Here is a 13327-nt window from a genome sequence, read left to right as displayed (position 1 = left end):
TACTTCAACTATAAATGTAAATTTACTCAAATTACGCATAATACGACTGGAAATTAATATCGAACATTTATGATGACTAACAGAAGTGAAGTTAGGTATAATTCATATACAATATAAGAAAATGAAAGTAGTGATTTGATGGAACACTATATGAAACAAATGTTTGTCACAGCTTTGGACCGTTCGCTACCCATTTTCATCGAGACGATGGGATGGAATGAAAGGCAGGATGAGTTTAATCGGCCGCAAGGATATCACTGTTATCATTGGCTGCAAACAACTGAGGGGGAAGGTCAATTTGAAATTTCGGATAAAATAGTCACCTTGGCGCCAAACCAAGGGATTTTGCTGCAACCTAATGCTTCACATAGCTATGTAGCTCAGTCTAATCCTTGGTCGACCTGGTATATCACATTTAATGGCAACCTTGCTCCATTCATTGTTTCTTCTCTCGGTTTGGCAACTTCCACAGTGATTAGCTGGGAACCCAGTTCCAGGCTATCTACTCTGCATAAAAGCAGTGAAAATTTGGCAAGGCCGAGCTTTGATTTTAACGGAATGGATGGTTCCGCTTTTGTATATCGTTTTCTTATGGACCTGAAAAGATATGGACAAGTTGATAACCAACGTTCCTTTTCCCAGCATACCGAAAGATTAATGCCATTGATTCGTTTTCTTGAAGAGAACTATTCTAACCCGGCTTTTGGATTAACCCAATTGGCAGAATACGCTGGCATTAGCTCGCAACGATTGAACTACCTATTCAGAATGACAACAGGGATGAGTCCTTACCAATACCTCATCCACTTGCGCATTCAGAAATCCAAAGAGTATTTGATAAACGAAAAAAAGCTCACCGTCAAGGCGATTGCCTCTTTGGTGGGCTTTTTGGATAGTAGTCATTTTGTGTATACTTTCAGGAAAATTGAATCAAAGACTCCCCAGAGTTTTCGCGATCTCAATTAATATGGCGTATTCTCTCTGAATTCTTGTGGTGTAGCCCCAAAATGTTCTTTGAAAACCTTGATAAAATAGGTCGGGTTTTTATATCCCAAACGATTCGCTATTTCATAAATTTTATATCTGCTGTCATTCAATAAAAACACAGCTTTTTCCATCCGCAACCGCAATAGGTAGTCTGAAATGTTCTCCCCAGTTTCTCTCTTGAATACTTTGGATACATGGGTTGGATGCATATAGACGTAATCGGCGATGGCCTGGAGTGAGACATCTTCTGATAAATGCTCTTGCACGAATTGATGAATTTGAGCCACTGCTGAATGGCGGGATGCAGACAGTTCCGTGTTCATCTCATTCTGCAGCCTGTCAAGCATGCTCGTAGCCCAATACTCCAGCTCACCAACATTCTTGATATCTGTCGATGCATGCAAGCGGTAATCTGCCAGCAGCCCGCCGTTCTTATGCACAAAGTATGAGAAAGCAGACTTAAGTGAGTAATTAATTTCCGATAGATGTTCATTCGAACCACTATATTTTGTTCTCCATTCACGGAATACTTCTTCCAGCTTCTCTTTTGCAGCCTCCCAGTTTCCCGCCTCAAGCAAATGGGGGAACAGAGGAGGTGAATATAGCGAGGCGACAACATGGGACGCTGGTTTCACGTTATCTCCGCCAAGACGAACAATGAAGTCGTTGTCGTAGCCGATTTGGGAACGAATTGTGGCAATACAGCGTTGGTATAGATCCTCCATAGAGGCAGGAAAGGATCCCGTAGGTGACAGAATAACGGAAATGGTGAGATGAAGCAATTGATTAACCGTTTGCCTCATATGATCCGCAATCTGTTCCAATGGATGATCATTCATGTTCTCTGCACCGCAATTTACAATAAACAAGATATGGCCATATAAGTCTTCGCAGCTCCAGGTCTTGAATTGGTGGGACAGCAACTCCTCTACGATATTTGTAACAGCAAAGCCGGTAAGCGACATTTCCGACGGTCCATACCGCTTATGATGATCCTCTATACGAATAAGAATCAGCGATATGGTATCGCCGAGCCCGATCGGAATACCGTATAGGACCAATTGTTCGATCAATTTCCCCTCTTGCCATATTCGTCCCTGAATCAGATTGTTCAATAAATTGGAACGCAGAATTGGCAAGTTGCGATAAACCATAGCTTGCGATTGCACATATGCCATTAACTGCTCTCGTTCCACAAGCAAAGTATCAGCAGCCTCTTTAACGGCAGCGAGTAGTTCTTCATCCTTTACTGGTTTGAGAAAATAATGAGAAGCCTTGTGTTTCAGCCCTTGCTGCACATATTCAAATTCCGCATGGCCGGTAAGCAGGATACACTCCGTCTGAGGCCATTTGTACTTGATCGCTTTTATTAGTTCGATACCATTCATACCAGGCATGCGAACATCGGTTACTACAATGTCAGCGGCATTCTTATCCATGACGTCCAGAGCCTGTTTGCCGGAATACGCGGAGAATACGCTGGTAATGCCAGCTTTTTCCCAGGATATGCTTGCGGTCATGCTTTCAACCAAGTGCTCTTCATCATCCACGATTAACAGCTTCATCATCCACCGCCTTCTCTGTCCAATGCAACTCTACTCGCAGTCCCGAAACCGCATTTATCGAAAGTTCTACACCGGAATTCGCTCCATAACGGAGCTGGAGGCGACGGTGCACATTTAGAAGACCGCAGGCTTCCGACCTTTCACCAGTCCGGCTTACCAATTGTTTCTGAAGGTCATGAAGCCGTTCGAATGTCATGGAACCGCCATTGTCGTCTACAATCAGTGAATATTCATTGCCTATACATTTGCCAGTAATCGTTACAATCCCAACATCCTCCAAATTCTCAACTCCATGGATCAATGCATTCTCGACTATGGGTTGCAGAATTAATCGGGGCACCTCGATGTCCATCATGTCGCTCCCCACATCGATCCCGTAGCTAATGCGTTTCATCCGCATCTGATGAATACTCAGATAATCGGCAGCGTTCTTTAACTCATCCGCCAGCTTAACCAATTGTTTCTCAACCCGGGTCGTATAGCGATAATAATCGGACAGGTGGTAAGCCATTTGAAGAACTGCGTCTTTCCTGTTCAACTTGGTCATGCTGATCACATAGGACAGACTGTTATACAAAAAATGCGGATTGATTTGTGATTGCAGCTGCTTGAGCTCGGCTTCGTGCGTAAGAAGCTGCTGCTCCAACACATTCTCGATGAGTTGCTGGATTTGATCGGACATTTCATTGAATCTGGATATAATGAGCCGGAATTCGTTTTTCACCTGAAGTGGAATTCTTGTTTTGTATTGTCCCATCTTGATTTGCTGCACTCCTTTCACAAGAGCGCGCAAGGGCACCTGAACATTGCGGTACAATAACCAGGATACTACAATGCCTACGATGAGTAACAGTCCAAGGACAAGATAGGCGAACCGATTGGTCACTCGTAAAGGAGTTAGAATCTCAGATAAAGGCACAATGTTGACCACATACCCATCCAGTACCTGTACATCGGAATACGAAAGAAGATATGAAATTCCGTTTACATTCAAAGTAATGTCGCCCTCATCTGCCAGCTGTGTCTTCTTTAAAGCGGTTACAGCTTCTCTAAGAAGAACCGGAGGGAAAGAGCTTGTTGATAAAAAGGTGTCATTGGGCTAATAAAATAACGCTTCACCGATTCCTTGCGATTTAAACTTATCCAGCATACGGATCACGTTGCTCATGTCAAAGCTGATTTCGATGATGGAATTGGCTTTGGCGATGCCACCGCCCGTTTCGTATGGTTCGACGGTCAGGTGAATCACCTTTCCCTGTTTGTCTGTCTTATCATCGTGTAGAATAAAATTCCAATTTTCCTTGCTCAGCCTCTGAAGACGTTCCGGATCAAACGAAGTTCCGTGTATTGTGGAAATGGTTTGTCCGGAACGCGGAGAATAGACGGTTACTTCGTTGATCCATTCGGTCGAGGCACTTTGCAAATAAAGCTTGTCCTGAATAATTTTTTTTTTGCTAATTTGATCGTAGTAACTGGAATTCAGCAAAGATAAATCTTGAAATTCAATGACGTTCGGATCACGAATCAAGATGTAGGTGAATGTCTCCAACTGCATAATAATATTGTCCATTTGTGTGGCCAAGGTAGATAGCCGGCTAATACTCGATTGTTTGATTTGTCCAGTAATCACATTTTCATTGACTCGATTGGAATAAATAGACAAAATCAATACAGGCAGTAACAATAAAATAAGCGAACCGACTAGTTTGGAGAAGAGACTACGTTCCTTTTTACTCATCCGCTTGGACTCCTAAGTTTTTGCCTATCTTATTCTTTAACTGCTCCCATCGTCAACCCTTGCACGAAGAACCTTTGCAGGAACGGATAAACCAACAGGATCGGAAGCGCTCCTATCAATATTTGGGCAGAGCGAACTGTTCTTTCCGACAGAATCTGCAATTGTCCGGGATCAATGTTCGTATTCCTCATGTCGCCGCCTTGAATGATCGTCTGTAGAAACGTCGCAAGAGGATATTTCCGATAATCCGTCATATAAATCAATCCGTCAAACCATGAATTCCAGTGCCACACCATTGAAAACAAGGATAATGTGGCTAAGGAAGGAAGAGATAAAGGAAGATAGATTGTGATCAATGATCTCAGATAACCTGCTCCATCAATACTGGCCGCTTCTTCAAGTTCTTTCGGAATTGCGCGAAAAAATTGCATCATGAGGATCGTGTTAAACACGTTAACGGCAGAAGGAAGTATAAGTACCCATAGCGTATTGGTTAAATGAAGCTGCGTTACCAGCAAATAAGTAGGAATCAGGCCACCGTTAAACAGCATTGTAAATACAAAAAACCAAGAATAAAATCCTCTTCCGTAAAACGAACGTGATAGAGTATACGCGGCTGTAACTGTCAATGCCATAGACAGCAAGGTTCCGGAGAGTGTTCTTTCCATGGATAAGACCAGCGAACGCAGAAATAAAGGATTCGTAAGCGTTCTTGAGTAAGCCTCAGCCGTAAATCCAACCGGCCAGAAAAAAACTTGATTGGCCGTAGCAGCCGAACTCGAACTGAAAGATACGGCAGCAACGTGAACAAGCGGAAGAATGCACAAAATGGATATTACTGTTAGAAGTAATGTATTGGTTACTGTAAACCATCGATAACCGCTTGTCTTGTGATACATAGGATCAACCTGCCTTTACTTAGAAAATGCGATAATTTCCAAACCGGTGAGCAAGTCGATATGCCGTAACAATCAGGATGAAACTAATTACTGATTTGAATAAACCGACTGCTGTTGCGAAACTGAATGAACCGTCCATGAGACCCACCCTGTAAACAAAGGTATCGATTATATCTCCTTCACGGTAAACGAGCGGATTGTATAGATTGAATATCTGGTCAAAGCCGGCGTTAAGGATGTTGCCAAGCGCCAACGTTCCAACAACCAGAATAACAGGTACTAGCGACGGCAAGGTGATATGGAAGGTTTGCTTAAGGCGGCTTGCACCGTCAATTTCGGCTGCTTCGTACAACGACATGTTAATACCACTCATTGCTGCGAGATAGATAATCGCGGAAAACCCGAATTCTTTCCACACATCACTGATCACGACTGTTATCCGAAACCAGGTGCCGTCTCCGAGAAAAAAGATTGTATTGGCTCCGAATAAAGTCAATAAATGATTAAAAATCCCTTTATTCCCTAATATGTCAGTTAGAATACCACCTAGAATAACCCAAGACAAAAAATGCGGAAGATAAACTAACGTCTGCACAAATCTTTTGAATAGAATTGCGCGAATTTCATTAAGAAGTAAGGCGAAAGTGATTGGGACTATGATATTGGCTATGATTTTAAGTGAAGCGATAAGTAAAGTGTTGAAAATTACTTGTCTGCTGTCGGGATAGGTAAACATATATTTAAAATGTTCAAAGCCAACCCATGGCGAATGTAGAAAGCCTAGACGAGGCTTGAAATCCTGAAAAGCCATTAGTAGTCCTGTCATTGGTGCATAATTAAATACGAGCAAACAGATTACAGATGGCATTATGAGCAAATGTAGAGGTAGTTGACGAAAAAACCTCGTCTTGCTCTTCTTCCATTCCATCATCCAGACAACTCCTCTTTTAATAATTTGGAAATATGAGATAGGCATTGCGTCGATATCGCTCCGCAAGGCCTATCCAAGACCAAACCCTCTATTTTTTGAACGATTGATACCATTCGTTTACTTCTTTAGTTATATCGTCGCCACCGGACGACTTCCATTTTGCCACAAAGCTATCGAAAGAATCCGGAGACTCCTGCCCATAAATAATTTTCAGAAAGGCTTCGTTTTCCATTTTGCGAAGCAATTCGCCTTTTTGAGCCATGGTTGCTGTTGGAGGACCCGTATACAAATCGAAGACCGATGCGTCGTCGATATACGTTTGAAGTACTGCAGCAGCTTCCGCCCATTTCTTCGGTCTTGCAGAGAAATACATTTCGTAAGGGGTTTCAGGGGTTTTTCCCTGGCCTAGCTTGGCCATGACCTCAAGCTCTTTTTTTGGCGTTTGAATATCATTTCCGTAAATCGTGTATTTCTTCACGTCAATCCATCCGCCTGGAATTTTATCCTGATCGTAAACGGGCTTACCATCAACCATTACATAATCGTATCCTTCTGCCCATCCGTTGGCGAGTTCGGAAGATGGATCGTAGAAGCCAGGTCCCATAATAGCGTCCAAATAGTTGAAGAAGGCTTCCATATTTTTGAAATCATTATTGAAATAAAAACGGACTGAAGATTGCGGTTCACTGCCGAATCCCATCTTTCCGTCAATTCCTGCAGGTATTGGTACTGGTTTATAATCAAACTTCATATCTTGGTTGAACGGATAAGAAGCCATCCAAGTCGGTCCGAAGACCATGCCGGATTTGCCCTGAACAAAGCTTTCTGCTGCTTTGGCTTCATCCATAATCCCTGTGTCTTTATCTAGATAACCTTTTTCCATCCATTCGCTAAGTTTGGTTAGCCCCTCCTTGACGGTAGGCTGAACAGATCCGTACTGAAGCTTTCCATCTGCCCCCTCTGTCCAGTAAGTTGGTATGGCTGTTTGTCCGAACAAGAAATCGCTTGATGCCATGAAAGTATCCTTTACGGCTGTAACACCTTTTTTAAGAGAAAGTGACAATCCGATGGTATCCTTTACTCCATTCCCGTCTGGATCACGATTGACGAATGCATCCATGACAGTTTCCATTTCATCGAGGGTCTTCGGCACCTGCAGCCCTAATTTATCAAGCCAATCCTGACGTATCCACATCACACTAAAGGAACTATTGGCATTGAAGGTAGGAAGGCCGTAATGCTTGCCATCGTAAGTAACCGTATTCCAAATTTCAGGATATTTTGCGTACAGTTCTTTAAGCCGCGGCGAAGCGTACTTATCGAATGCCTCAGAAATATCCATGACTTTGCCGGAATCAACAACCTGGTTCTCAAGCGTCGGATCGCTTAAAGTGAAGACATCCGGCAGTTTTTCGTTTGAATTCAACAGAAGACGGAGCTTCGTTGTGTAGGCATCGCCTGTTCCTACTGTCCAATCTACCTTAAAGTTAATGCCAAACTTCTCCTTGGCCCACTTGGTATGAACATTATTTTCAATGGTTTCGCCATTCTTGAATTTGTTATCAGACCCCACAACCCTCCCTAATGAAATAGTAACCTCTTTTTGAGCTGCATTTCCTTTTTCCCCTTGGGCATTTTGTTCTGGATCGGTTTTCGTACTACAGCCGATAGCAGACAACATTGTTACTCCGATCGCAAGCGCTACACACGCTTGCTTCGTGAACCTCTTCCTCATTCAATGACCTCCCTTTATTTATTTCATGCTTAGTATATCCCCAGCAATGGTAACGCTTAAATAACAATAATAAGAGATTTATATAAATATATTGGTCATTACAAATAACTTTCATTTTTTTATATACAGTCGTTAATATCTTATATTCTTTATTTAAATTATAACGTTTATGATGTATTACGTATTATAATATTTTTATATGAGGTGATCAATTTGTTGTTTGCAGGAACGAATTACCATCCGCACGATTGGCCCCGAGAGAGATGGAAACACGATATTGATTTGATGCGGAAAGCATCCTTCAATATTGTCCGACTGGGGCATCTGTGTTGGGATAGCTTTGAACCATCTGAAGGTGAATTTACTTTTGAGTGGTTCGATGAGGTGATGGATCTTTTTCATGAGGCAGGAATACAGGTCGTTCTCGATATCGCAACTCGCCCTGCTCCAACTTGGCTGCACAAAAAACATCCCGAGATTGATCGTTCAGATACCAACGGCATTCGATTAGAAGCGCAAACGCGTTATATGGAGGACGTTGGTCATCCAGCCTTTCAGGACTATGCTTACAAGTTCGCCGAGAAACTGGTATGCCAATATCGAAACCATCCGGCACTTTATGCTTTTGGATTGTGCAACGAGCTTGGTTCAGGTGCGCCTTCCTATTCCAGTCACGCTAGAGACCGCTTTGAAGCTTGGCTAACGGAAAAGTATGAAACGGTAGACAACCTGAACCAAGCATGGACCACTCAGCGCTGGTCCCGTAAATTGAATAGTTTTCACGATGTCGTACTTCCGATTTCTGGTCAAATTCAAGGCGCACCGGAACGAGTGCTGGACATGTGGCGGTTCTATTCTGATGAAATCTTGGTGTACATGAAGGGTCTAAGCCGGATAGTGAAACAGTTAGCCCCAGGTGTCAGGGAATCTACCAACCATTGGTCGGAGAATCCCGGATACGGGTTCGACTATTTAAAGCAATATCAAGATATCATTGATTTACCCGGAATCGGATTCTATCCCGGCACCAATCCAGAAGACAGAAAAGCTTTGACCGCCGCCTGCTTCTTTATGGATCATCGCATAGGGGAGCTTGACCAACCCATTTGGTGCCTTGAATTCCAGACCGGCGACTTCGGAGGCTACGGCTCACCGCGTAAAGCCATGAGAATGTATGCCTATCTCTCGCTTGTTCATAGAGCGCAAGCAGTCTGTGCGTGGACCTGGCGTACTATGCTGGGTGGTGAGGAGCAATATGTATTCGGTCTGGTTGATCATGATGGCAGTCCGGGATGGAAGTATGAAGAGTTCAAACAAATCGCCGAGGAATTCAATCTTTTGAAGGAACGTGGGCTTCCCAGAAGGACCAGTCCACAGATCGCCATTGCCTACTCGTACGAAAGCATGAAGGTGATGGACGGCAACCGGAGTTTTTACAAAACAGAGTATACCCAGCAAGTATTGCAAGCTTACGAGGCCCTTATGCGTGCAAATATTGACTGTAATATCGTGAATTTGCGCAACATGCAAAAGGATTACAAAATCCTGATCGTGCCGGGACATGCCGTTATGGATAAAGCATCGGCGGCAGCTATTCGCTCCTACGTTGAAGACGGGGGCACCGCCCTGATGACGGCATATTCTGCGAAAGTCAATGAACATAATCGCGTCTTTGATACACCGCTGCCCGGAGAGCTCAGCGATGTATTCGGTATCCGTAGCGGAGCATTCATGAGAACCAGAAGCCATACGCCTGCCGAGAATGCTGGTGGTCTTGAGAAGACGGAGCTTCATCTGGAACGTGAAAAGCCGGCTATTTCAATTGGAGAGCGGGAATATCAGCCTGGTATTGACTATTATGAAATACTGGAAGCCCGCACGGCCGAGACGGTAGCGGCATTTACGAATACATTGGATAAGTCGCCCGCTGTAACACGTAACCGTTACGGCAAGGGAGAGGCGATTTATGTCGCCATACCTGCGGATGCGGATTTTCTAAGTTTGCTTCTGGACATGTTGTACCCGACGCTTGGCATTCAGAAAGGTCCCGCAACCCCTGCAGGCGTTGTCGCACGCAAACTGGATGACGGCTCTTTAATCTGTGTGAACACCACCGGCACAGAGCAAACCATAAAGCTTGACCGAGAAGCATCCGGGCTGTTGTCCGGCAATCATTTTGAGAATTCGCTTACTTTAGGCGCTTATGAGGTAGAACTTCTAATGTACTAATTGATAAACAAAGGGGAGCATATAGATGGATGAATTTATCAAAAACGCAGCACAAATTATACCGTCAGCACGACAACTGGCATGGCAAGAGTTAGAATTCTATTCCTTTATTCATTTCGGCATTAACACCTTTACGGATAAAGAATGGGGGCTTGGAGACGAAGACCCAACTATATTTAATCCCGAAGCATTTAGTGCAAAGCAATGGGTGGATGTTTGCAAATCGGCAGGAATGAAAGGCTTGATCTTGACTTGCAAGCATCATGATGGATTCTGCCTCTGGCCTAGTAGCTACACGGAACATTCAGTTAAGAACAGTCCATGGCGCGGCGGAAATGGCGACCTTGTGAAGGAAGTAGCCGATGCGTGCCGCGAAGGGGGGATTTCATTCGGGGTTTATTTGTCTCCATGGGACCGTCATGATGAGCGTTACGGATCCTCGGTATACAACGACTATTTCAAAGATCAATTGCGTGAGTTGTTGACCCATTACGGCGACATCTTTTGTGTTTGGTTCGATGGTGCGTGCGGTGAGGGTCCCAATGGATTAAAACAGGTCTATGATTGGGAAGGGTATTACGAGGTGATACGAGAATTACAGCCGGGCGCAGTGATATCCGTATGTGGTCCAGATGTTCGTTGGTGCGGCAATGAGGCGGGCCACACTCGGGATTCCGAATGGAGTGTCGTTCCTGCAGAGCTTCAGGATCGCGAAAAAATTCAAGAAGAGTCACAGCAAGCCGACGACGGTGAGTTCTCCAAGCAAATCCGCTCCCACGATGAGAATTTGGGCAGCAGAGAAGCCATTACGGGTAAGGATAAACTCGTATGGTACCCGGCTGAAGTGAATACCTCGATTCGACCTGGCTGGTTCTACCACACTGCAGAGGATGACAAGGTTAGAAGTCTTGAAGTGCTCTTGGATATCTACTATAAATCGGTTGGCGGGAATTCGACGTTTCTATTGAATCTTCCCCCGGATAAGCGCGGACTCATACATGAAAATGATTCCAAGCGAATGTCCGAGCTCGGAAGAACGCTCAGGTCTACTTTCAAGCATAATCTTGCCTCGAAAGCGCATGCCGACGCCACGGAAACGCTGGATGAGAACCACGCTGCCCATCGGATATTGGACGGGAATAAAGATACGTACTGGTGTCCCAAAGAAGGTACGGAGCAGGCTGGGGTTGAAATTGATCTGAATGTTGAGCAGACATTTGATACTATCGTGCTCAAGGAGCATATACAGTCCGGTCAGCGAATAGAAAAACTTCACCTGGAATACCTGCATGAGGGTTCGTGGAAACGGTTCTGTGAATGTACGGTTGTCGGGCATAAGCGCATCCTTAATTTCCCGGAAATTAAAGCAAGATATATACGCCTGACCATTGAAAAATCACGATGGTGCCCATCCCTTTCCGCTCTTGAAGTGTACCTAAGTTCGCGGAGTATGGGGAATTGGTAACAAAATTAGTTGAAAATTAATTATTGCAAACATAAATAGGCCGCAGCCCGCCGGACTCCTAATGGAGCCCGGCTATTTGTATTAGTAAACAGCTATGTACTGGATGCAGCCTCTTTTAGATAACAGCAGGACTCTTTTCCTTTAGGGTAGGATTTCCATTGACAGCGTCTTCAAGTTTCGTTATACCTGCATATATACTAGGAATACGACTGGAACGGAGAGGAATCTACAATGAATTCATTAATTTCGGTCATGCTTGTGGATGATGAACCGCTTGCACTTGATAATGTTTACCAGATGGTTCCATGGGCAGAGAACGGATTTCAAGTAGTCGCAAAGGCAACCAGTGGGCGCATGGCGCTGCGGATGTTTGAAGAATTACAGCCGCAGATTGTCATCACCGACATTTCTATGTCGCCTATGGACGGACTGGAGCTGGGCCGCCTTGTGGTCCAGCTTGCCCCCAAAACCCGGCTGATCTTTCTGACTGCTTACCGGGATTTCGATTATGCCCGTCAGGCGCTGGAAATGCGTGCGGCTCATTATCTGCTTAAGCACGAAATCAGCCGCAACCGTCTGCTTGAACAGCTGAAGCTGCTTAAGGAAGGCTTGGCAGCAGATGCAGCCGAGGAAGATGGACATGGACACGCGCTCCATATTTTGCTTAAAGATATGCTGGCGGGCAAGTACCAGGCTCCCACGGGGAATCAAGAATCGCGCCTGCATCGTCTCGTTACAGAACATCAGCGGGGGCAACCTGCACTGCTGTATTTTGAGTTGGGAGCTGCAATTCTGCTAGATGGAAGCCGCCGGAACAAACGCTGGCCGGCATCCATCATGTGGAAGAACATCGAAGAAGAAATTCGCATCCAGTCAACGGATATAGAGGAAATTCATGTTTTGGAGATGGATGAAGGAGGCTACATTATCCTGTTGAAGCTGTCTTCTTCAAGCAGTCTATTGCTGCAGCATTATAACTTACGGCAGATTGCGGCTCAAGTGCTGGTTAGTCTGAAGGCGTATTGTGAGGGTGTACTTCCTCGAATGATTATTTCTGCAGGCAGCGGCGCAGAATTGCCGGACCGGAGATATGCGGCGATCAGACAGGCGTATGATTATTCAATGTTTCTGCCGCCAGGCGCTGTATTTCTGCTGGAACAGGCTCTTTCTGCTGGAGACGATTCCATTATTGCCAATGAAGTCAGACAGTATTTATTGTCTCCCGAGAAGAGCAAACTGGACAGTCTGAAAGTCAGTTTGGAGAAAGTAGCCGCCCAGGCACGTTTGGGAGATATGCGTGCAGTCATTGGTGAGATCGGCGACGAATGCCGCAAGGACGGAAGCTGCAGCACCGACCTAGATCTTGGCACAGACGCACGGCAAATTATAAGCAGTATATACCGGATTCTGGAAGAGCGATTGCAGCGGCGGCAGCTCAAGAATAATTATTCACGCTGGGTGAATAAAGCAATGGATTATGTTGTGGGCAATTATGCCGATCCCGACCTGTCCCTGGAGACTGTCGCGGGCCACCTGCAGATCAGCAGCATTCATCTGCGCACCACCTTCAAGCGGGAGACTGGCCAGTCCCTGCTGGACTACACGACGGAATACCGAGTCGCGCTGGCTAAACAGCTCCTGCAGACTGGTGAATTCAAGATATATGAGGTGTCCGAGAAAGTAGGATACAAAACTAGCCAATATTTCAGTCAGGTATTTAAAAAAACCACCGGCATACAGCCCAAGGACTTCCTGCAGCAGAAGGGAGGCGAATAGCT

10 protein-coding genes are annotated in these 13327 nt (G+C 44.9%); 4 read left to right on the top strand and 6 right to left on the bottom strand.

Annotated elements, in window-relative coordinates; all coding sequences use genetic code 11:
- Positions 1-150 precede the first annotated feature (150 nt).
- Positions 151-966, top strand: coding sequence for an AraC family transcriptional regulator (locus H1230_RS19375; protein WP_239711554.1), 816 nt, complete (start codon positions 151-153; stop codon positions 964-966).
- On the opposite strand, the gene H1230_RS19370 is transcribed toward H1230_RS19375, so the two are convergent.
- The 6 genes from H1230_RS19370 to H1230_RS19345 form a co-directional block, all read right to left on the bottom strand.
- A complete protein-coding gene (locus H1230_RS19370; RefSeq protein ID WP_239711553.1) occupies positions 963-2555 on the bottom strand; it encodes a response regulator in 1593 nt (530 codons plus the stop codon). The genes H1230_RS19375 and H1230_RS19370 overlap by 4 nt on opposite strands.
- Positions 2530-3546, bottom strand: a complete 1017-nt coding sequence (locus H1230_RS19365; RefSeq protein WP_239711552.1) for a sensor histidine kinase — start codon at positions 3544-3546, stop codon at positions 2530-2532. Before H1230_RS19365 ends, H1230_RS19370 begins: the two co-directional genes overlap by 26 nt.
- 105 nt (positions 3547-3651) lie before the next feature.
- On the bottom strand, positions 3652-4290 hold the full coding sequence (locus H1230_RS19360) for a hypothetical protein (protein WP_239711551.1): 639 nt from the start codon (positions 4288-4290) through the stop codon (positions 3652-3654).
- Positions 4291-4319: 29 nt separating this feature from the next.
- Positions 4320-5189 (bottom strand): carbohydrate ABC transporter permease, encoded by an 870-nt coding sequence (locus H1230_RS19355; RefSeq protein ID WP_239711550.1) that lies wholly within the window; start codon positions 5187-5189, stop codon positions 4320-4322.
- Positions 5190-5208: 19 nt separating this feature from the next.
- Positions 5209-6120, bottom strand: a complete 912-nt coding sequence (locus tag H1230_RS19350) for an ABC transporter permease (RefSeq protein WP_239711549.1) — start codon at positions 6118-6120, stop codon at positions 5209-5211.
- A gap of 88 nt (positions 6121-6208) precedes the next feature.
- Positions 6209-7855, bottom strand: coding sequence for an extracellular solute-binding protein (locus H1230_RS19345; protein ID WP_239711548.1), 1647 nt, complete (start codon positions 7853-7855; stop codon positions 6209-6211).
- 216 nt (positions 7856-8071) lie between these two features.
- Between H1230_RS19345 and H1230_RS19340 the strand changes: the two genes are divergently transcribed.
- From H1230_RS19340 to H1230_RS19330, 3 genes are all read left to right on the top strand, one after another.
- Positions 8072-10084: a beta-galactosidase gene (locus H1230_RS19340; protein WP_239711547.1), complete on the top strand. Its 2013-nt coding sequence runs from the start codon at positions 8072-8074 to the stop codon at positions 10082-10084.
- Between the two features lie 25 nt (positions 10085-10109).
- Positions 10110-11549 (top strand): alpha-L-fucosidase, encoded by a 1440-nt coding sequence (locus tag H1230_RS19335; protein WP_239711546.1) that lies wholly within the window; start codon positions 10110-10112, stop codon positions 11547-11549.
- A gap of 231 nt (positions 11550-11780) precedes the next feature.
- Positions 11781-13325, top strand: coding sequence for a response regulator transcription factor (locus H1230_RS19330; RefSeq protein ID WP_239711545.1), 1545 nt, complete (start codon positions 11781-11783; stop codon positions 13323-13325).
- Positions 13326-13327 lie beyond the last annotated feature (2 nt).

Origin of the sequence: Paenibacillus sp. 19GGS1-52 (assembly GCF_022369515.1) — a bacterium.
Lineage (GTDB): Bacteria > Bacillota > Bacilli > Paenibacillales > Paenibacillaceae > Paenibacillus_AQ.
Note: the sequence above shows the minus strand (reverse complement) of the source record. Positions and strands in the feature narration are given on the sequence as shown.